Below are 20480 nucleotides of genomic sequence, written 5' to 3'. Positions count from 1 at the left end.
AAGACACCTTCCCCCAAGCGCGTTTTACATCGCACCAGGTCACGGAGTTGCAAGGACCATTTATTCTTGCTTGAGGACCAGCAAAACTCGTCCGTTTTGACAGAACGGCGCTGATTGCCTGGACGTCACCCGGGTGCACGCGCCTGCAATCAGCGCTTCCCGCGCGGTCGGGAAATCACCCACCGCGAAAGAACTTCGGAGGAAGATGCCCTGCCCCGCTGCGGGGGATGCTGCTGAACTGGTGCTTTAGGGGAAGTTCGAAAAGCTGCCGCCAACACGAGATGCGTTGATTCAAAGGCTCCGACCAACCGCACAGCGCAAATTTTCAGGTCGCAAGCCTTTCTTTTCGTTCACAACCAAACTGTTACCTGCTACAATGTGCCCACAATTTCATAGCGTACCCCGTTGATACGTCCTGAATCTTACGAGACAGGACGCGGAAGGGGCCTCTGGAGAATCCCGGCTATCGGGTGCCGAAGGGGCAAGGCGGAATGCATACGCGAACGTGGACGCGGTCCACGCGCAGCACCGTTGAAACTCTCAGGCAAAAGGACAGAGCTAAGCTACGAGTTCGTCGCGTTAGGCGGCGCTCGCTTTCCTTGGTTTCCCCTTGCATATCCTCCTGTTCGGCCTTGTTCCGCGTTGTTGCGAGGCTACAGAAGTTGCACGTACGTACATGCATAAAGGAGGAAACTGGTGGAAGGGTTTTTCAGCACGATCAACGATATGTTGGTCGCCATCGATGACTTCATCTGGGGCGTTCCCCTCATGGTGCTCATCTTGTTCGGAGGCATTCTGCTGACGGTGCGCCTGCGCGGCGTCCAGTTCAGCCAGCTGCCCCGCGCACTGCGCTACATGGTGAAGAACGAAAAAGACGGCACCGGCGAAGTGACCAGCTTCGGCGCATTGTGCACCGCGCTTTCGGCCACCATCGGCACGGGCAACATCGTGGGCGTGGCCACGGCTATCGTAGCCGGCGGCCCGGGTGCGATGTTCTGGATGTGGCTTGCAGCGCTGTTCGGCATGGCGACGAAATACTCGGAGGGCCTGCTTGCCGTCAAGTACCGCAGCGTCGACAAGAAGACCGGGCACGTGCTGGGCGGTCCGTTCTACTACATCGAGCGCGGCATGGGGCGCAACTGGCGTTGGCTCGCCAAGATGTTCGCGTTCTTCGGCATGTGCGTTGGTTTGTTCGGCATCGGCACGTTCACGCAGGTGAACTCGATTTCGACGGCCATCACCGGCTTCTTTGATCCCAATAAGTCCATGACGGTCAGCATCCTGGGCATGGACTACTCCATCTTCACCGTTATAGGCTCGCTCGTGCTGGCCGTGCTGGTGGGCCTGGTGGTCATCGGCGGCCTCAAGCGCATCGCGAAGGTTTCCGAGCGCGTCATTCCCGCCATGGTGGTGCTGTACGTAGGCTTCTCGCTGCTGCTGATCTTCACGAACCTCGACAAGGTTCCCGGCGCGTTCGTGACCATCTTCGAAAGCGCGTTCGGCCTGCAGGCAGCTGCCGGCGGTGCGCTGGGCGCCATCATCATCGCTATGCAGAAGGGTATCGCACGCGGCATCTTCTCGAACGAGGCCGGCCTGGGTTCCGCTCCGATCGCCGCAGCGGCCGCTCAGACGAAAGAGCCGGTGCGTCAGGGCCTCGTGTCCATGACCGGCACGTTTTTGGACACCATCGTCGTGTGCTCCATGACGGGCCTTGCCCTGGTCATGACGGGCGCCTACCAGATCCCCGGCCTTGAGGGAGCCGCCGTTACCACGGCAGCGTTCCAGGCCGGCCTGCCGTTCATCCCGGGCGAGATCGTGTCGTTCGTGCTGATGGCGTGCCTGGTTCTGTTCGGCTTCACCACCATTCTCGGTTGGGACTACTACGGTGAGCGTTGCCTGGAGTACTTCAGCAACGGCAACATGAAATCCGTGAAGGTGTACCGCTGGCTCTACATTGCCGCCGTGTTCATCGGCCCGTACATGACGGTTGCCGCCGTATGGACCATCGCCGACATCTTCAACGGCTTGATGGCCCTGCCGAACATGATCGCCCTTATCGCCCTGTCCGGCGTGGTGGCGAAGGAGACGAAGGATTACTTCGCGCGCCTGAAAGCCGCGGGTGACGAAGACGGCATGGAACCTCACTTGATCGGCGACAACTGGGACATCCCGCCCCTGGACGCATTGACCGATCGTCTGGGATCGAAGAACTAGCTCGCTAAAACTCTCCGCACTTCCGCGAAAGGCCCGCTCACGTTGCGGGCCTTTCGCATAGGACGCCGGCCCAGCGGGGCGGGGCGCCAGTTCGCACTCCGCGATGGCGGCGCCTCGCAGCGCCGACGCCGCCATCGCCCGCCAGGCCCACACCCCCGCCGACTAGCGCCTGGCCGGCTTTTCAGGGCTGTCAAGCAAACCGAACAATTCGGCTTTGCTGTGAATGCCCAGCTTCCGGTAAATATGGTTGATATGGGCTTTCACCGTGCCCTGGGACACGTACAGCGCCTCTTCGATCTCCGCGACCGTGGCGCGTTGGGCCAAAAGCTGCAGCACTTCTTCTTCGCGAGGACTCAAGCTGTACACGCGAGAAAGGTCCGACACGCGCATAGCCGTGCGACCTTCGGCGGGGCCGCTTTCCATCTGGTCGTCGTTCAGAGCAACGCCCCATTTCGCCGAAAGCCCGCGCTCGGTGAAGAAGATCACCAAGAACGCGACCACAACGGCCACCACAATCCCGTTGTACACCATGTTCGCGTCGGCGCTGCCCAGATACGCCGAAGCGCCCGCAAACGTCAGCCACCCCAAAAGCTCGACAAGGTAGCGAATGCCGCGCTCGATGCCGTTGATCCACACCGCGTTCACGCCAAAGCGGTACGTGATGTTGCTCATGACGATCATGATGTACATGGACAGCATCGTGTATCCGGCGTCGTAGCACAGCGCCATAATTTGTGCGCTGCCGGCAAACGAGGGCATAACAAACAAAAACCCTACGATGAACAGCGGAAATGCCAATTGGTAAATGGTGTCGAAGTTGAACCAGCGCGAAGCGGACAGTACGCCGAAGAACACGAGCCCCGTCACGAACAGCGCGCCCACGACGTTGCCGGGGACCAGCGGCTGCATGGGCAGCGCGCCGAAAGCCGCTGCGAACGTGCAGGTGGCCATAAGGAAGATGGGCTTCCAGGGTATGGTTTTCACATCGCCTTCGCGCACGGCGCGCGGAAGATCGCGGTCAGGCAGCCGCCGCATGCTCGAGCGGACGCACGCCAGGCAGATCGGCGGCAAGACCACGGCGAAAAACGCCAGGTACGGAACGGACATCCCCAGAAACAGCCACTTCACCACCTCGCCCACGAAGATGGCGATAGCATGGTACAACGCCACGCGAAGCGGATTGAGCGACCCGTAGAATTCCGCCCACATAAGAATCAGGGATCCCAAACCGCCACCGGCAAGCAGCAATCCGGCCACCTTCAAAGGCTCGAACGGAACGAAGAAGCAAGCGATCACGACAAGAGCCGAGCCGCCCGTCATGCTGGCGCCCGTTGCAATCACGGCGGGCTTGTTCGCCCAGAGGGGCGCCACGCGCCGAGCAGCGAAAGCAAGCGCCAACGACACCACGCCAATAGCGGCTTCGAACAAAAAGTAGTCGAACACGGTAATGGTGGGAAACGCCTCGTAGCGGAAAAGCGTCGCAATCCACGCGCGGTACAGGCCAACCCCGAAGAACACGAACGGGATGATCGCCACGCGCCCGAATATGGCTTTCCACCGCTGGGCGAACCCCTGCTTCTCCACGCTTTCCACGGTTTCCTCCCCAAACAAGTGGAACGGCGGTGCGATGCAGCACCAACCGGTGAAACGTCCAAGGGCTTCGGCGCCCCTGCGCCCGGGCGGCGAAGCAGTGCAGCTTCAACTCCCTAGCCGCGGTTCATCATAGCCAAAAGAGCCTGATGGCGAAAGAGGGTTATGGCAAGGGTTACGTATTTAACCTACGCGGACAATTGCGCGACGCGGCTCATCGCGGCATTTTGGAGAGGCATTGCGGCGCGGTTGAGAACGTTCGCCAAGCTGAGGCGGGCGCGTGCGGCCAACGCTCGGCAACATCCGACGGACCCGCATGCAAAAAGGAGCAACCCGCGAAGCAGCGGGACGGGATTTGTAGGGAGGACTATACACATGGAACGATTCTCGCGTAGGCAGTTCATTGCAGGCGGCGCCGTAGCGGCGCTCGGCGGCACTTTGGCACTCGCCGGGTGCGCGCCCAGCGGCACAGCAGGCTCCAAGAACGCATCGGCCGGCGACGGCGCAACCAGCACGGCAATCGGGTCGGGCATGGGCAAGCATGGCGAGTTCAATGTAGAGGTGTCGGTAACCGACGGAGCCATCGACCGCATCACCGTGCTCGATTCGCGCGAAACGCCGGGCATGGGCGACGTCGCCATGCAGAAACTCACCAAGCTGATCATCGACAATCAGACGCTCAACGTTGACGCCGTATCAGGAGCCACGCTGTCCAGCATGGCGTTCACCGGCGCCGTGGCAAGCGCCCTGGACGACCTGGGGCAGAAGTCGAGCGAATGGCAGAAGCGCGACAAGGCCGAATACGCGAACGAGACGACGCTGCCCGAATCCACCGACGTGGTGGTCATCGGAGCCGGCGGTGCAGGATTCGCAGCGGCTATTTCCGCAGCGAACGCCGGCAAGAAGGTCGTCTTGATGGAAAAAATGGGCGTACTGGGCGGCGACACCGCGCTTTCCGGCGGCGAGATGGCCGTTCCGGGCAACTGGATCCAGGTGAAGGAGGGCATCGCCGACAGCCCCGAAGCCCTAGCAAAGGACATGCTTGAAGGCGGCGACAACGCGGGCGATCCGGCGTTGGTGCAGGTGATCGCCGACGGCGCGCTGGAAAGCTCGCAATGGCTCACCTTCGAAGGCGGCGTGTCGTGGAAGCACGACCTCATGCAGTTCGGCGGGCACAACACGAAGCGCTCCATCATCCCCATCACGCACTCGGGGTCCGAGATGACCACCAAGCTGACCAAGCGCGTGAACGAGATCGACGATATTACGCTGGTCGACTGCACGCGCGCCGTTGAGCTGGTGAAAAACGGCGACGCCATCAGCGGCGTCAAGGTACAGAACACCGTGACCGGCGAAGAGAGCACGGTTGCCTGCAAAGCCGTGGTCATGGCAAGCGGCGGATTCGGCTCCAACATCGAGATGCGCGTGAAGTACAACCCGGCCATGGACGACAAGATCCTGTCCACCGACTCCGTAGGCGTAACGGGCGACGGCATCACCATGGGCGAGGCAGCCGGAGCAAACCTGATCGACATGGAGTACATCCAGACGTATCCCGTATGCGACCCCTCGACCGGCGCGCTGCTGTACGTCGGCGACGTGCGTCTGGAATACCAGGCGATCATGGTGAACAAGGAAGGCGATCGCTTCGTGGAAGAACTCGACCGCCGCGACGTCATTTCCAACGCCATCACGAAGCAAAGCGACGGCAAGGGCTACCTGCTGTTCAACCAGAAGGGCGCCGACGAAACAGGACTGCTGGTCACGCACGCCGACGAGTACGAGAACATTCTGGCTCGCAAGGCCATCGCAAAGGGAGACACGCTCGACGACGTGTGCAGCCAGATGGGCGTTGACGCTGCCGAACTGCAGAAGACCATCGACACCTGGAACCAGTACTGCAAGGACGGCAAGGATCCCGAGTTCAACTACCGCGGCACGATGAACCCCATCGAAGAGGGGCCGTACTACCTGATGGCCTGCAAGCCCGCGGTCCATTACACGATGGGCGGCCTGCACATCAACACCGACGCGCAGGTGCTCGACCAGACGGGCGCGCCCATTCCGGGCTTCTATGCAGCCGGCGAAGTGGCGGGTCACAAGATGGGCACGAACCGCCTGGGTTCCTGCTCGATGACCGACATCTACACGTTCGGACGCATTGCCGGAACGAACGCAGCTGCCTACTCGGCATAGCGCCGTCGATCCATCCGGCTCGGCCGCAGCGCTCCCGCAGCGGCCGAGCATATTCCCTCCCTTGGTTCGGGCCCGCAGCACGCGGGCCCGAACTGGTACAATGAGCGGCATACCACAGACGTCCGCGCTCGATACGCAAGAAGGGGATCGCATGGACCAGCACCTGATATTCGCAATCAGCAGAGAATACGGCAGCGGAGGGCGCGAGATAGGCGAGCACCTTGCAAACGAGCTGGGCATCGCTTACTACGACAAGTTGCTGCTCAAGCGCATAGCCGAGGAAAGCGGCCTCGACGGGGACGTTATCGCGGACTTCGACGAAAAGCCCCTGCGACCGCTGCTGCTCAACCCGAACAACTTTTTTTGCGGAACGGACATCGAACACCCCGTCGCGGCGCGCATTTACAAAGCGGAAGTGGGCATTCTCAAATCCATAGCGGACGAGGGACCGTGCGTCATCGTAGGCCGCTGCGCCGACTACGTGCTTTCAAAGCACCCGGGCTTGGTCAGCCTGTTCGTCAGCGCCCCGATGGACGCCCGCGTCAAGCGCGTCATGCGCCGCAACAACCTGTCGGAACAAGAAGCTCGTGCGCGCATCGCCAAAGTGGACAAAGCGCGCGCCAGCTACTACCGCTACTTCACGGACGAGCAATGGGGGCAAGCCTCTAATTACGACTTGTGCCTCAACTCCGGACAGCTTGATGCGCAAGGAGCCGTTTCGGTGATTCGCGCGTTCGTCGAAGCGCGGAAACCCCGGTAAAGCAAGGAAAAACGCAGCGAAGCGGGACGGAGCCGACAACTTGCGGTCTCCGTCCCTGTTTCGCACTTAGCCGAGACGCACGCCGTTCGGCACGTCGCGTTCAGGGACGGCGAGAACCGGCAGGATGCCGTCTTCGTATCCGATATCGTAGATCATGCCCTCGGACACTTCGCCCGCCATCTTTCGCGGAGCAAGGTTTACCACGAACAGAGCCTGCTTGCCCTCGATCTCGGCCTTCGGATCTTCTCGCTCCTCTTTCATGCCCGAAAGAATGGTGCGCGTAAAGCCGCCGAAATCCACCGTCATCTTTATAAGCTTGCTCGACTTCTCCACGTCTTCAACCAGCACGATACGCCCGACGCGAATATCCAGCTTGTCCAAGTCGTCAATCGTGATCAGCGGTTTCACGGGAGCGGTTTCTATCGTTTCGACCATGGAGCCTCCCTCGCTACGCTTGCGCCTGCTTGATCGCGTCGGCAACCTTGCGGGCTGCCGCGGTAATGGTCAAGTCGTTCACGTCGACCGTGATCTCGGCGTACTGCTCGTACAGCGGCTTGCGCTCGTCGAACAGCTCGCGCAGGCTCATGCCGATGCCGCCCTTGAGAACCACGCCGCGCTCCTGCAAATCGTGCAAGCGGTTCACCAGTTCGTCGTAGGATATCTGCAAGTACACAACCGTGCCGATTTCGGTCAGGTGCTGCATGGCCTCATCCGAGTAAACCGCGGAACCGCCCGTGGAGATAATGCTCTTGGACGCTTCGATATCGCGCAGGATCTCGTTTTCAACCTCGATAAACCCTTCGGGCCCGCATGCATCGATAAGCTTCTGAAGCGTTTTATCGCACTGATTCTGGATGACCAGGTCTGCGTCTATAAAGTGATAGTTCATGATCTTAGCCAACACAATGCCCAGCGTCGACTTGCCCGCACCGGGCATGCCGATCAGAACGATATTGTCTTTTTCCGCCATACTGGCTCCTCCCTAGCTGACAACTTCATCCGCATTGTAGCACGGCCTTTCTAGCGCGCGCCGCCGCCTCCGCCGAAGCCGCCGCCTCCGCCGCCCGAGAACCCTCCACCGAATCCGCCGCCGCTTGAGAAGTCCCCGCTTGCAGCGGACAGGGCGGCCTGAGCCGACGACAAGGTGTTAGCCATGGACGACTGGAACAGATCCCCCACCGCAGGCATGGCAATGCCGGTCGACGTATGCCCGCCCGTGTACCAGAACCACCACGGCATGTAGGACACGCCCAAGGACCCGTCGTACTCGAACAATTGCGGCATGGTGGTTTGCAGCTGCTTGATAGCTTGGTCGGCAACGCCGAACAAGTACGCATACACCATGAACTCGCCCCACACTTTTACGTCGGTGGGCGGGCGCTCGTCAAGCGACGAGAAATCGCGCAACCAGTTGCGCAGCGCCTTGCAACGCGCGATCAGGTTGTTTCCACGCACGCTTCGGCGCGGCATGTAGTTGGCGATAATGCCCAAGGCAATAGCCACAGGAAGCATGAAGATAAGAGGTATGAAGTTCTCCATCATCAACCAAATCGCCACGCCGCCAACGGCCATCACTACGGCAAGAGCAATCAGATACCCCTGATAGCGCTTGCCCTTTGCTTCGAAGAAATCCTGGCTGTTCGTTGCGGCGGACAACGTTCCCTGCCACGACTGCATGGCGTCAAGCAATTCTTGAGGATGGTCTTTGCCGTACGTTTCGATCGTGCCGAACCACAGCGAGTCGCGGCCTTCGGCAACCCGGCCGAACAGAAGGTCGAGCGCCGCACGGTCGATAGGATCGGCCACCGCGTCGGCGGCGGGCAGCTTGGTTATATAGTAGTCGCCCTTCGTTTTGGACGATCCGAACAAACCCGGCTCGTCATAACTGCCGGCATCGATGCGCACGGCACCGATATGAGCCAGATGCATGAGCGTAGCCGAGAAATCATCCTGGCTTTCGCGATCCCAACGCCACAGGCGACCGATCACCGCAGGGTGCACGGCAGAATCGGGAACGTCGCGCCAATACTCGTCCTTGAAGTCAGGTTCATGCTCGCGACCGTACCGACGATACGACCACAAGCCCCAAAGCAGCAGCAAAACGCTTATCACACCGCAGCCCACGATGAATGCAAGCGACATGGTGCGCTGAACGTTCGCTTGGTCAGACCACGACTGCTCTTCTTTCAGCACCGTATCAAGACGCATGGCCCCACCGTGCGCGGCGGCATCTTTCGCTGAAAGGTTCGTGAGCCATTTCACGGGAAACACAACGCGCGCTTCGGCAAACTGCCCGGCCGACACATGGGGGACCTTGTACGTAACGGATCCATCCGCATTGACCGACACCGATCCGTCAAGCGGGCCGTGACCCCAAGCGCGCACATTATCGCCCGCTTTCACCTCGGTTCCTTGAGGCACCGGCAGCGCAAGGGTCATCGTCACGTTGTCGGACGCTTCGGCCCATTGGGACCCTATGTACTTCCAGTACACCTCTCCCACGTCTCCGTAGGCCTGCGCGCCGTTGACTACCGTGTAGTCAAGCTCTATCATCGCCTGCGTATCGGATTGGTTGAAGAACGCGTACACGGTGTTCTTCGGCTCGTCGAACGAGTACGCATCCGTGCCAGGTCCGCCCGATTCGCGCCAGCCCAGCACGAACGGCACGTCTTTGAGCGTTGTCCATTCGCCCGAAATGGATCCGTCGGCGCCAAGCTGGCCCATGCGCATGCCGTTGATCTTGATGGACGCGTTCGACGGAAGACCGCTGCCGAGCTCCCACCATACAGCCGTGAAATCGCCGCTGAAGTCGAATGCGCGCTGCTCCACCACATGCAAGGACCCATCGGTTTCAACTTGCGCCTGAATATCAACCTTAGGCATGGTGTACGACTTCGCGTCGGCATAGGCCGGCGAGCACGCCAGAACGCCCACGGCTAAGGCGATCAGGCAGGCGAATGCAAGCGCGAATCGCCTGCGCTGCATAGCGAAGGAAATGTGGAGTTGCGTACCGCTCATGTTTTGCACAATCATGCTCCTTGCAACTTGGAGGTGGTCACGGTATCATAGCAAACCGCACCTATTATATTGTGGAGAGCTGACCGAGAGGCCGAAGGTGCTCGCCTGCTAAGCGAGTACACCCCAAAAGGGTGTCTGGGGTTCGAATCCCCAGCTCTCCGCCACCAACTTCAAAAGCCCGACAGTTTTTCAACTGCCGGGCTTCATTATATCGTCCAACCGGTTTCCCTACGGCAACGGATAGGTACCAGTGCACCGCCCCTCAGGTGCAAACCGGCCGCACGATGCTTGGCCCAAGCGAAGCCGAGCGGCAAGCAACGCAGCATACGCCGAACGCTTACGCCAAATGGCTTTTCTTGAGAATATCGCCGATGTAAGTGTTCTCGGTCTTTTTGACGAACGAATCGACAATTCGCTGCTCCACAAAGGGAAGATCCATGTCGACAAGCTTCTTGCGATCCGACAGATAGTACAGAGACCTCGCAAGGGCGCGCACATCGTACGCAGACGCGAACGTCTCAGGCACGCCGCGCTCCACGTCGAGCAATTGGTACACCGCCTCCATGGCGGTGCGCACGGAATACTCGGTCGTGAAAACCGTGTCGCGCTCGGTTTCAGCGAAATTGCCGATGAACGCAAGGTTCTTCGATCCCTGGGGAACCACCAAAGGACGATCCCCCGGCTTGCGCAGCATGAAGTAAGACGTGATGAACGGCATGTACACGGGTATCACCGTGCAATCATCGTGCGCCATAGCCTCGATTTGAGATTCAGGAACGCCCAAATGGTACAGCAGCTCTTGCGCGATTTCCTGGCCGCTGCACGCCTCGATGGGTTTCTTGACGTAGTTGCCGGGAACGCCCGACAGCAGGCCGTAGATCCACATGACCGTCTGGTCGGGACGCTGTTCCTTGAAATGAGGCTGACGATGTATCGTGAAGCTCATAAGCCAGTTGGAGTCCTTCACGGTAACGATGCCGCCGGTCACAACCTTTCCGGTCCTGAGGCCCCGGTTCGTCAATCGCTCTATATACGGATCGATCTTGCTGTTCTGCCAGGTAGCCGTTGCGGAAACGAACCAGCTTTCCTTGGGCAGGTTCTCGCAAAACACGTCAGGGTTGCCGAACTCGGGCGATTGCTCGGCCAACCGCTTCCACAACGTCCAGCTGCCGCCCAGCTCATGGGTGACGGGAGCCGGATCGAAATGGCTGCCTTGCGTGGAGCTTTCTGTTATGGATCCGTTCGTGATCAGCACCAGATCGTTTTCCGTCAGCCCTATGCGATCGATGCGACCGCTGCGGTCCACCACCAGCTCGCGGGCGACCTTCGCGTCGTCGGAAACGTCAACGCGAACATCAACGACCCGCGCATGGCACTCAAACCGGACGCCGTTCTCCTTCAAGTACGAAACCAGGGGCTTGACCAGCGATTCGTATTGATTGAAGCGCGTGAACTTAAGCGCGGTGAAATCAGGAAGCCCCTTGACGTGGTGAATGAAGCGCATGATGTAGCGGCGCATTTCTATAGCGGAATGCCAACGCTCGAACGCGAACATCGAGCACCAGTACAGCCAGAAGTTCGATTTGAAGAACTCCTCGGTGAAAACGTCTTCTATGCGCTTGCCTTCGAGCGATTTCTCGGAAGCCATCCATAGCTCGATCAGCTCTTTTTTCGCCTTCTTGGAAAGCGTGAAGTCGCCATCGTCTTCAACCTGGCACCCGCGATCGTGAATGATGCGGCAGTTGGAGGAGTTCGGATCGTCGTGATCAAGCCAGTAGAATTCATCGAGCACTGACGCATGTTCCACCTCAAGCGATGGAACGGATCGAAACAAATCCCATAAGCACTCGAAGTGGTTCTCCATCTCGCGGCCGCCGCGCGTCACAAATCCGTCAAGCGGCACCGCCTTACCGTCTAAAGATCCTCCCGGAACAGCCGTTTCTTCAAATACATGAATCCGATTGCCCTGCATGTGTCCGTCGCGTAGCAAAAACACCGCAGCTGCCAAACCGGCAAGGCCGCCGCCTACCAAATACGCCGACTTGTCATCGACTCCCTTGGGTTTTCTAGGCCGAGCGAACGCTTCGTAGTTGCCGTTGGTGTACCTCATGCGAACCCTTCCTTTCCCATCGCCAGCGCCGGCAAGCGCCGGAACCATACGTTGCACGAATGCCATCGTATGACTGACCCCGATCGAAACAGGGGCCAGTACGAAAAGGAAGGCGGATCGAAAAAGAGCAGTTACGAATGGGTTGGAAAACAAGCGGACCCGCTGTTGCGCAGGTCCGCTCGAATACCAACGAGTACAGCCGATCAGCCTCGGCGGCCCCTGAAGCGCGAGCCGATCCGTTTCGCCTTCATCGGCTTTTTGCGGTACGCCGGATGATGCTTGAGGAAAACAGCGCGGCATACTTGTGTCACGCCAAGCGCAACCAAAGCGGTAAGTAAAAAGCTAAACGCCAGATCGAACACGCCCACATTGTGCTCGAACCACGCATACAGGCTGAACAATCCAAAGAACGAGGAAAGAACGCCCGTGATAGCCGTGAACAGTTTGATGAGGATTTCCTTCGCACGGGTTGGCGAGTAGCGATACGTGGCAGCAAGATAGACCACCAGCGCGACCACCGCCAAAACAACCAACAGCACAGCGATGCGCGATAAGCGGGCGATCATGACGGAACTCCTCTCTCAGAACAGCAAGCGCCTTGCTTGTACGAACTCCTTGATTCCGCATCATACCAGACTCGCAAGAGGCCGCGCGAAGGCTCATCGATTCTAACGGGCGCTCCGTGGCTTCACGTGCGTTTCAAGCAGCCGTACGATCTCGTCTTTTCCGATTGGCTTGACCGCATAGCCGTCCATCCCCGCCTCGGAAGCACGTTTTCTGTCCTCGACGTACGCATTGGCCGTCATGGCAATAATCGGCGGATGCGAACGATGCGCGCAAGAGCTTTCCTCCACGATTGCGCGAGCGGCCTCCAAACCGTCCATGCGCGGCATTTGTATATCCATGAACACCAGGTCATAATAGTTTTCCGGTGCCGACCTCAACGTTTCGACCGCTTCAAGACCGTCCCAAGCGCGATCGACCGAAGCGCCCGTGCTCTTGATGAACTCCTCGGCGATCTCTCCCACGATGTCGTTATCCTCAACAAGCAGAACCCGTACGCGCGCCCAATCAGCCGAACGGCCGCCATCAGGCAGTTCTGCGTCGTCTGGCGCCGTCGAAAGATCTTCGGCGTCCGCCGAGGCCTCCTCCTGCATCTCGAAGGGAATATCCACCGTGAACTTCGAACCCTTCCCTTGAACGCTCTCCACTTTAATGGACCCGTTCATAACATCGATCAGGTTCTTCACGATAGACATCCCCAAACCCGTTCCCTCCACCGCAAGACGCGATGGGCGCTCCTCCCGCTCGAACGGATCGAACATGCGCTCAACGAAATCCGACGACATCCCTATGCCGTCGTCCTCGATCACAAAGCGAACTACGCAGGTTTTCTGGGCATCCTGCTCGTTCAGGTTCAACTCTTCCGCCACTTCGCCGAACGGCATACGGGCCGCCGAGAACCACACGTGACCGCCCGGCTCCGTATACTTCACCGCATTGCCCAGCAAGTTGACCAAAATCTGACTTACGCGCATCTCGTCGCCAACCACCAGCGTGCGCCCAAGCGAGCAATTGACCGCCTCGAACGAAAGTTGTTTCGTATCGGCCTGCGGGCGAACGATGGAAACCATCATCTCCACCAAATTGCACACGTTGAACGTCGCGCGGGTTAGATCGATTTGCCCGCTTTCTATCTTGCTCATGTCCAGCACGTCGTTGACCAGGTTCAAAAGATGATGCGAGGAGAGTTTTATCTTGTTGATAGATTCCCCTACGCGCTCGCGGTCATCCTCGTGCTCGCTGGCTATGTTCGCCAGCCCGATGATCGCGGTCAAGGGCGTGCGAATGTCGTGGGACACGTTCGACAGGAACCTCGACTTCGCCTCGTTGGCTTCCTGCGCAGCTTCAAGCGCGCAGCTCAGGCTTCCCTGGAGCGCACGTTGTTGATTGTTTTTCCGCATGATCACAATGATGAACAGGATGAGCGCAACGACGAACACGCTCAAGAGAACCGTTGCCGTGTCTATAGCCTCTTTCCGGGCATCGGCTATCTGAGCGTACGTCCTGTCAAACGATTCGGACGCAACGTCGATGATCTCGGTGTTGATCGTTAGCATGTGGTTGATGCGCGGGTCGATATTGTCGGAAAGGAAGCGAGCTACATCATGATCGCTCGCATCGCCCAAGCTCATATCGATGAGCTCTTGCTGTTGTAGACGGAACTCTTCGTAGCGGTTCGAGAGCTCGACGGCAAGTTCAGGAGCGGCGATGAACCGATCGGAAACCTGCTCAAGCTCTTTGATCATCTGCTGGTCGATTTCCTCGAACTCAACCCGAACGCTCTCCACGGTTTCAGGAGTGCGCGCGAAACCCAGGCGATCGTCGAGCGTTCTCATGGACATCAGATACGTCTCAGCCCGACCAGCGGCCAGCGTCACCGCGTAGGGGTGGTCTTTCAGCCGCTCGGTTCGCTGGTCTATCTCATTCATGTTTATAGACAGAACAACGTAGAAGCCAACCAAAAACGCCACCAAAATCAACGCGACAACGGCAAAGACGCCCGAGGAATCCAGAAGGCGGTCAAACGTTTTCGATTGTCGATCTTCGCGCTTGCCCATAAACCGCTCCGTCTGACAAACCAGGGAAGGGGAGCAGGACGCATCGAGCTGGGTCGCTGTACCGGACCCCGTCAATCGTCAAAACTCAGCAGCACGATCCCGGTATAGAACAAAAGCCCCTCGTCCCAGACACGAAACGAGGGGCTGCCCTTGCTAGAATTGAACTTGGGGAGCCACTTCCGCGCCCGACGCGGCATCGAAACTCTGACGCTCCTTGAAACCCATCATACCGGCAATAAGCACGGCAGGAAACGTCTGAATAGCGGTGTTGAACTTCATGACCGTGTCGTTATAGCTTTGGCGCATGTAGCTGATCTTATCTTCCGTGTTGGAAAGCTCTGCTTGCAGCTGTTGAAAGTTCACGTTCGCCTTCAGGTCGGGGTATGCCTCCGCAACGGCGAACAGGCTTTTCAGGGCCCCGGTCAAAATGCCATCAGCCTGCATTTTCCCTTCGGGAGTGCCGGCGTTCATGACGGCTGCGCGAGCCTGCGTGACCTCGTCGAGCGTACCGCGCTCGTGCGAAGCATAACCCTTGACGGTCTCAACAAGATTGGGGATAAGATCCAAACGACGCTGCAGTTGAACGTCGATCTGTGCCCAGGCGTTGTCCACCATGTTGCGCAGCTTGACCAGGTTGTTGTACAACCCGATAACAGCCAAAGCAAGCACAACAACAATGACAAGCACGACGATCCATACGATGTCCATAGCTCTCCTTTGCTAATGCGTACGGCTCATTCTACCATCGCTGGAAACGAGACTACCGTACGCCACTATTCTGTAACCGTTCCCTTACGGTAAGACTCGCCGATCAATCGCCCCAGTCCCGCATCAAGCGGGCCGGGAACCTATCTCACCGGAACGGAAGTCGCGCGCGAAGGACCGAAGGTTGTCGGGCGAGCCCACCAACCCCGGCTTCGAGCCTGCGCTGCCACGCGCGTTGCGGCATCGATCGACTTGCACATCGCGAACACGGCGGATCCGCTGCCGGACATGAGCGAGGCATCCACATCCTCATGAGAGCTTGCCCATGTTCGAATATCCGCAAGAGCCGGAAGCATCTCCTCGGAGACCGGCACCAAGTTGTTGATCAAGGGGACATCCTGCGCACGCGTGGCACGTAATGCAATAGCACGTTGATCGGCTGAAACGAACGAAGGGTTCCTATCAAAGGCGCGATAAGCAGCGGCCGTCGAAACGCCCCCTTCAGGCTTGATCAACACCACCGGCCCGTTCATGGGCGTCAGCTTATGGTCAAGCACATCCCCTACGCCGGTCAAGCACGCGCAGCCGCCGTGCAAGAAAAACGCCACATCGGCACCGAGTGACCGAGCGGTTTCCTCAATCAAAGCATCGTCGGTCGGAACGCCCCATAAGAGCGCCGCGCCCACCAAAGCGGCAGCGGCATCGGAAGACCCGCCCCCAAGACCGGCTTCTGCAGGAATGTGCTTCTCGATACTTACCACAATCGTTTCGTCTTGCTGCCGCCCAAGCGCGGCGGCGAAACGGCGAATAGCCTTGCTCACGATATTGTCCGAAGGGGCAACGTCGAGCGGCGCAAGTCCCTCGCACGAGCGTGAAACCAGATCAACCGCCAATCCCGCACCCAGCGCCGCCGGGGTGGTTTTCATGCGCAAGACGTCATGCAGCAACAGCGCATGCATGACGGTAGTAACCTCGTGGTATCCGTCCGCGCGCTGTTCGCCTATATCGAGATACAGGTTCACCTTCGCAGGAGCAACCAGCTTAACGGAGCCGAAGGCATTGAACGAGGCGACATCCACCCCCTGAGCGATGCGCGCAACCTCGAACATATCAACAACATGCGGGTCGTTTGCACGAGAAGAGGGCCCTTCCGCACCTGGAGAAACGGGCCTGGATTCCGGAAGTTCGGTCGTATTCGTCATAAAGGTTTCGTTCGCCTCTTTCTTTTGCTTGCGAAGAAGTCGCGTAGTATCTGGGCGCATTCGTCGGCAAGGACGCCGGAAGTCGCCTCGAAGGTATGGTTAAGCCGTTCGTCAGCGTTGACGGAGTACAACGTGCCCGTCGCACCAGCTTTCGGATCAGGAGCGCCAAAGACGCACCGATCGACGCGCGCTTGGTGCATCAGCCCAGCGCACATAATGCAGGGTTCGAGCGTCACGTACACCGTGCAACCTGTCAGACGCCATGCATCTAGATACTCAGCAGCCTGCTTCATAGCCAAAAACTCTGCATGCCCAGCTGGGTCTTTCGTCGTTTCCCTCATATTGCAAGCCCGAGAAATAACCATCGGATCAGCCAACGGATTGCGGGTAGCGGGATCGATAGGCTGGTATACGACAATGGCGCCGATAGGAACTTCGCCCAACTGTTCGGCACGGCGCGCTTCGGCAAGAGCCATACGCATGTAGTCTTCATCAGTCATGTCGCATATTATATGGTATCCTACCAATCGTTCAGGGATTCAACGCGATTTTCGCATGGCCAGAATGCTGGAGCGGCTCAAATATCATTGTTTCACGTGAAACAAAGCAAGCCCAAACGCGTTCGCCAAACCAATCGCGCAAAGCCCCAGGACCGAAAATGCGGAGGCGTGGCCGAGTGGTTGAAGGCGGCAGTCTTGAAAACTGTTAACGTTCACGCGTTCGTGGGTTCAAATCCTACCGCCTCCGCCATTGCTATTCTTGCTGATTGCCCAAATCACAACGCAGCTTTTTCCGATGCGGATCGCTCGATCAGCCGAGCGAACGATACCCGCAAGTCGGGTGCGCTCAAGTACACGTTCGCCGTAGCCCTCGTAGTTCGAACAAGCAGCCCCCGAGCAACCAAATCTTCGAAATCGGTTCGTGCTGTCGAGTATGCGATTCCATGCGCAGCGCGATGTTCCGATATGGCGAATTCCGTCTCGGGTGCAAGAACCGCGCGTTTCAACAGGGTTTTCTGTCGATGATTGAATCCATCCGAAGCCGCAATGCGCGCAAGGATCAAATCATCTGACTCCTTGAGGTTTGCAAGGGATTCCTCCATAAGCTGAAGCATGTGCAACATGATGGACATAAACGAATCGTAGTACGCCGTCCAATCCGTAGCAGCCCCGTCCGCCACGATCGACTCTCTCAAAGAGTAGCGAGCGCTTCCTGAAAAACTGCTTCCCATGCTCCAATCTTCCAGAATCTTCGTTTTCGGAAGGAAGCGAAACGCAGGAAGCCCTTTTTTAAGCAGATAGAACCGGCTGGCTATGCACCCCATGAGGTTATTGCACGACGGAAGCGGTGAAAGCCTCCAGAAATGGCAGTTCACCAGCATCGACACCATAATGGGATCTTGAACCGGCTCGGTGTTCAAGTCGTTTCCGGTGGCAACGATGATATCCAGCACGCCGTTGTCTCGAGCCGAAACAGCATGCTGATCCAACAAGGACACCGTACCCGGAGCAGGAAGATCCTCATCCGAAAGCCCTTCGGTAAGGTCCTGGTACAAACGCATAATGACCGATTCGTCGAAGGGGAGCTCTTCGTACGCAGGCAAATCCCTCATAATAGAATGAAAGTTCACCGCAAGCTGCTCCGCGAAAGTCATGCATGCACGCTCGCCGAATATTGCCGCGCGAACGCTTTCGTAGTCCGTTTCAAATCCATCGTGCTTTAAGTTCGCAACGGCTTCCTCTATGTAATACTGCGTCACAAAGCGACACCCGGCGCGCTCCGATATAAGAAGATCAAGAAACGATCCCCGTTGCGTTTTACGAGCTATCTGGCGTAACGAATACTGCAACGTCGCTGGAACCGTATGCCAGTTCTTACGAACTCCCTCGGGAGTGAATTCGACGATCGGCCCGTAAAACGCCTGGCCACGTCGGATGGCCGTCAACGCTTCCCATATTTCGTCCGCTGTATAACCGTCCGGTACAAACCGGCGATCAAGCTCGCTTTTCAGCATGGGGCGGCGCGCCGTTGCCGAAAGCAGAAGCTGAAACTCCGGACTGCTTAAAAACCCCAAAGACACAGACCCCTCCGCTCCCTCATGCCATGGGAGGGCTGCACCTCCCATGGCATGCAGTAACTTTTACGACCAGGCTTCGAGCGAAGAAAGCTGGGCCGCGGCGATTTCACCGAACGCCAGAGAGGGGCCCAACGTGCCGCCGCCTCCTGCATAAAATGCCCCTCCACAGCCAACCCCCGCACAGTTGCCATGAGCAAACAAACGTTTAACCTCGTTACCGTCCGTATCCAAAACCCGAGCGTTTGCGGCGATTTTCATCCCGCCCATGGTTCCAAGCACAACGGGAACCACTTCAGCCGCCCAGAAAGGACCGGTTTCCAGTGGAGCAAGCGTGCGAGCCGCTCCTTCGTAGTTCGAGTCGCCACCCACGTAGTGCTGTCCATAGTAGTCTTGCCCGCGACCGAAATCAGGATCCGAACCGTTCCGCGCATGGTCGTTGTATCGGGCAAGCTCCTCGGCAAGACCCGCAGCATCGATGCCGCATGCCTGGGCAAGTTCTTCGATGGAGCCGTACTGCTTGAACGCCGCCCCCGGCTGACCGGGCTTTCCGCCGTTCAGCCCATACGTGTCAACCGCAGCCTGGTCGGCTATCGCGAACGCGGGAAGGTTCTGCCAACCGCGAGGCTCAACCCCGTTCTCCAAAGCGCAGAACGACCTGCCTACGGAATCGTAGTTGGAGCATTCGTTCGTGAATCGCTTTCCGTGCTTGTTGACGTAGATCACCCCGCGCTTGCAATCGTCGCGAATAGCCGTTGAAAGCTTGCTCGCTCCCATAGCCCGAGCTTCTTCGTACTCGACCTTGTACCCGGGCGAAAGCCAAGCTTCGTTCATGAAGCTAAGATCGCAGCCCGCCTTCATAGCCATTCGCTGTCCGTCGCCGGTACCGTCCGGCGTGCCCCAACTATACAACGCGGGGACGCGCAGATAGGTTTTCATCATCGATTCGTTCCAATCGAACCCTCCCGACGACATGACGACCGCCCGTTTGGCGCGAATTTTCATTTCGCTCTTGCCGTCCTTTGCGACCACGCCAAGCACTTCGGTGGAACCATCGTCAGAAACGCGCGTGACAAGCTGGGTTGCCGGAGTTTTCGCCATGATTTCAACGCCTGCTTTTTCCGCGCTCGATACAAGGGCGCCGCCCAGAACTCCGGCGATTGCCTGATCTTTTTCTACCTTGGGGCAGAGAGAGCGCCCTATGGTCCTTCCTCCCGGCAGATCAGAGCGGTAGTCGATACCGGGTGCCCAATACACCCATTCGACGCCTGCTAGGCGCGTCACGTTGTCTAGAGCGATGTTCACATTGTCTACGAAAGCTTCAGCATGATCAGGAAGGTACGTTTCGCCCGATCCTGCTGCAAGGTACGCGAGTGCGTCCGCTTTCGAGTCCTTGTCACCGTTCTGCTCCATAAGCTTGTTCGCAGGAGCCCAAACCACCGAGGACGAGTACAGGGTAGAGCCACCGGGCTTCGCACCCTTTTCCAGCACGATAACGCTCAGTCCTTCTTCACGTGCTCGAAGCGCAGTGTACAATCCTGTCCCAGCGCCTACGACTACCAAGTCCGCTTCCTTATCCCATGATTCTGCGGACGACGATGACGCCGCGCCTGAACAACCCCCAAGCAAGCTGCTCGCCAACGCGCCGACTGTCACGACGCCGCCAGCGAACAACGCCTCGCGACGAGTAAATTGCTTTGCAGCGCTTGCCTCTACGGTACGTTTCATGCCCTCCATGGCCGATCCTTTCCAAAGCACGACTGTTTCACATGTTCGATTGCGAAGGATCTGCAGATTCCCCTTACCGGTTGCGCCAGTGTACGAAACCGATTCCAAAAGCGTCAAGATGGCAATAATCGTTAGCTTGATATTCTTGTTTTACCTGATCAAATACGTATTATGAAAAGCAATGCCACACGGTGACGATTTTCGCTACGGGGGAAACGGGACTGAAAAAGCGTTTGTTCCAGAACGTATGCTTTCGTATTTT

Annotated in this window: 15 protein-coding genes, 2 tRNA genes and 1 riboswitch; of the genes, 5 read left to right on the top strand and 12 right to left on the bottom strand. The window is 58.3% G+C overall.

Going from position 1 to position 20480, the window contains the following annotated elements:
• The first annotated feature begins 439 nt into the window (after positions 1 to 439).
• Positions 440 to 566: riboswitch (glycine riboswitch) on the top strand.
• A 130-nt stretch (positions 567 to 696) separates the two neighbouring features.
• Positions 697 to 2214 carry an alanine/glycine:cation symporter family protein gene (locus tag LQE90_RS03600; protein ID WP_305072030.1) on the top strand — a complete coding sequence of 506 codons (1518 nt, stop codon included), beginning with the start codon at positions 697 to 699 and terminating at the stop codon, positions 2212 to 2214.
• A 162-nt stretch (positions 2215 to 2376) separates the two neighbouring features.
• Here the strand turns inward: LQE90_RS03600 and LQE90_RS12495 are convergent, their stop codons facing one another.
• Positions 2377 to 3807, bottom strand: coding sequence for a response regulator transcription factor (locus LQE90_RS12495; RefSeq protein ID WP_216529240.1), 1431 nt, complete (start codon positions 3805 to 3807; stop codon positions 2377 to 2379).
• Positions 3808 to 4179: 372 nt separating this feature from the next.
• Between LQE90_RS12495 and LQE90_RS03590 the strand changes: the two genes are divergently transcribed.
• Positions 4180 to 6000 (top strand): flavocytochrome c, encoded by a 1821-nt coding sequence (locus LQE90_RS03590; RefSeq protein WP_216529241.1) that lies wholly within the window; start codon positions 4180 to 4182, stop codon positions 5998 to 6000.
• A gap of 151 nt (positions 6001 to 6151) precedes the next feature.
• Positions 6152 to 6760 carry a cytidylate kinase-like family protein gene (locus tag LQE90_RS03585; protein WP_216529242.1) on the top strand — a complete coding sequence of 203 codons (609 nt, stop codon included), beginning with the start codon at positions 6152 to 6154 and terminating at the stop codon, positions 6758 to 6760.
• Positions 6761 to 6826: 66 nt separating this feature from the next.
• Here LQE90_RS03585 and LQE90_RS03580 read toward each other — a convergent pair whose 3' ends face one another.
• The 3 genes from LQE90_RS03580 to LQE90_RS03570 are packed head-to-tail and all read right to left on the bottom strand — an operon-like array spanning position 6827 to position 9793.
• On the bottom strand, positions 6827 to 7195 hold the full coding sequence (locus LQE90_RS03580) for a tRNA-binding protein (RefSeq protein ID WP_114566378.1): 369 nt from the start codon (positions 7193 to 7195) through the stop codon (positions 6827 to 6829).
• Between the two features lie 13 nt (positions 7196 to 7208).
• Positions 7209 to 7730 carry a shikimate kinase gene (locus tag LQE90_RS03575; RefSeq protein ID WP_114566377.1) on the bottom strand — a complete coding sequence of 174 codons (522 nt, stop codon included), beginning with the start codon at positions 7728 to 7730 and terminating at the stop codon, positions 7209 to 7211.
• 50 nt (positions 7731 to 7780) lie between these two features.
• Positions 7781 to 9793: a DUF2207 domain-containing protein gene (locus LQE90_RS03570; protein ID WP_231088184.1), complete on the bottom strand. Its 2013-nt coding sequence runs from the start codon at positions 9791 to 9793 to the stop codon at positions 7781 to 7783.
• A gap of 58 nt (positions 9794 to 9851) precedes the next feature.
• Between LQE90_RS03570 and LQE90_RS03565 the strand changes: the two genes are divergently transcribed.
• Positions 9852 to 9942 (top strand) — tRNA-Ser (locus LQE90_RS03565).
• 173 nt (positions 9943 to 10115) lie between these two features.
• On the opposite strand, the gene LQE90_RS03560 is transcribed toward LQE90_RS03565, so the two are convergent.
• The 6 genes from LQE90_RS03560 to LQE90_RS03535 form a co-directional block, all read right to left on the bottom strand.
• Positions 10116 to 11888 carry an oleate hydratase gene (locus tag LQE90_RS03560; RefSeq protein WP_216529243.1) on the bottom strand — a complete coding sequence of 591 codons (1773 nt, stop codon included), beginning with the start codon at positions 11886 to 11888 and terminating at the stop codon, positions 10116 to 10118.
• Positions 11889 to 12091: 203 nt separating this feature from the next.
• Complete coding sequence (locus LQE90_RS03555; RefSeq protein ID WP_216529244.1) at positions 12092 to 12454, bottom strand: guanylate cyclase; 363 nt, start codon at positions 12452 to 12454, stop codon at positions 12092 to 12094.
• Positions 12455 to 12556: 102 nt separating this feature from the next.
• Complete coding sequence (locus LQE90_RS03550; RefSeq protein WP_216529245.1) at positions 12557 to 14509, bottom strand: hybrid sensor histidine kinase/response regulator; 1953 nt, start codon at positions 14507 to 14509, stop codon at positions 12557 to 12559.
• Between the two features lie 153 nt (positions 14510 to 14662).
• Positions 14663 to 15217: a LemA family protein gene (locus LQE90_RS03545; RefSeq protein WP_114566373.1), complete on the bottom strand. Its 555-nt coding sequence runs from the start codon at positions 15215 to 15217 to the stop codon at positions 14663 to 14665.
• 140 nt (positions 15218 to 15357) lie between these two features.
• Entirely contained in the window at positions 15358 to 16416 is a 1059-nt protein-coding gene (gene ispE / locus LQE90_RS03540) for a 4-(cytidine 5'-diphospho)-2-C-methyl-D-erythritol kinase (protein ID WP_216529246.1), read from the bottom strand.
• Entirely contained in the window at positions 16413 to 16916 is a 504-nt protein-coding gene (locus tag LQE90_RS03535; protein ID WP_216529247.1) for a nucleoside deaminase, read from the bottom strand. The genes ispE and LQE90_RS03535 overlap by 4 nt, the downstream gene beginning before the upstream one ends.
• A gap of 162 nt (positions 16917 to 17078) precedes the next feature.
• Between LQE90_RS03535 and LQE90_RS03530 the strand changes: the two genes are divergently transcribed.
• Positions 17079 to 17166: transfer RNA gene (locus LQE90_RS03530), tRNA-Ser, on the top strand.
• Between the two features lie 25 nt (positions 17167 to 17191).
• On the opposite strand, the gene LQE90_RS03525 is transcribed toward LQE90_RS03530, so the two are convergent.
• Both LQE90_RS03525 and LQE90_RS03520 read right to left on the bottom strand, forming a co-directional pair.
• On the bottom strand, positions 17192 to 18046 hold the full coding sequence (locus LQE90_RS03525; RefSeq protein WP_216529248.1) for a Fic family protein: 855 nt from the start codon (positions 18044 to 18046) through the stop codon (positions 17192 to 17194).
• A gap of 510 nt (positions 18047 to 18556) precedes the next feature.
• Positions 18557 to 20227, bottom strand: a complete 1671-nt coding sequence (locus LQE90_RS03520; protein ID WP_231088183.1) for an FAD-dependent oxidoreductase — start codon at positions 20225 to 20227, stop codon at positions 18557 to 18559.
• Positions 20228 to 20480: the final 253 nt, after the last annotated feature.

It is taken from the genome of Paraeggerthella hominis, from assembly GCF_021044775.1.
Taxonomy (GTDB): domain Bacteria; phylum Actinomycetota; class Coriobacteriia; order Coriobacteriales; family Eggerthellaceae; genus Paraeggerthella; species Paraeggerthella hominis.
This window is presented reverse-complemented; position numbering and strand designations above follow the sequence as displayed.

What these genes read in the sequence shown, in the direction of transcription:
- LQE90_RS03545 (WP_114566373.1), bottom strand. Translation starts at nt 15,217, where the DNA reads ATGGACATCGTATGGATCGTCGTGCTTGTCATTGTTGTTGTGCTTGCT.
- LQE90_RS03520 (WP_231088183.1), bottom strand. Translation starts at nt 20,227, where the DNA reads ATGGAGGGCATGAAACGTACCGTAGAGGCAAGCGCTGCAAAGCAATTT.
- LQE90_RS03550 (WP_216529245.1), bottom strand. Translation starts at nt 14,509, where the DNA reads ATGGGCAAGCGCGAAGATCGACAATCGAAAACGTTTGACCGCCTTCTG.
- LQE90_RS03580 (WP_114566378.1), bottom strand. Translation starts at nt 7,195, where the DNA reads ATGGTCGAAACGATAGAAACCGCTCCCGTGAAACCGCTGATCACGATT.
- LQE90_RS03535 (WP_216529247.1), bottom strand. Translation starts at nt 16,916, where the DNA reads ATGACTGATGAAGACTACATGCGTATGGCTCTTGCCGAAGCGCGCCGT.
- ispE (WP_216529246.1), bottom strand. Translation starts at nt 16,416, where the DNA reads ATGACGAATACGACCGAACTTCCGGAATCCAGGCCCGTTTCTCCAGGT.
- LQE90_RS03585 (WP_216529242.1), top strand. Translation starts at nt 6,152, where the DNA reads ATGGACCAGCACCTGATATTCGCAATCAGCAGAGAATACGGCAGCGGA.
- LQE90_RS03555 (WP_216529244.1), bottom strand. Translation starts at nt 12,454, where the DNA reads ATGATCGCCCGCTTATCGCGCATCGCTGTGCTGTTGGTTGTTTTGGCG.
- LQE90_RS03590 (WP_216529241.1), top strand. Translation starts at nt 4,180, where the DNA reads ATGGAACGATTCTCGCGTAGGCAGTTCATTGCAGGCGGCGCCGTAGCG.
- LQE90_RS03560 (WP_216529243.1), bottom strand. Translation starts at nt 11,888, where the DNA reads ATGAGGTACACCAACGGCAACTACGAAGCGTTCGCTCGGCCTAGAAAA.
- LQE90_RS03570 (WP_231088184.1), bottom strand. Translation starts at nt 9,793, where the DNA reads ATGATTGTGCAAAACATGAGCGGTACGCAACTCCACATTTCCTTCGCT.
- LQE90_RS03575 (WP_114566377.1), bottom strand. Translation starts at nt 7,730, where the DNA reads ATGGCGGAAAAAGACAATATCGTTCTGATCGGCATGCCCGGTGCGGGC.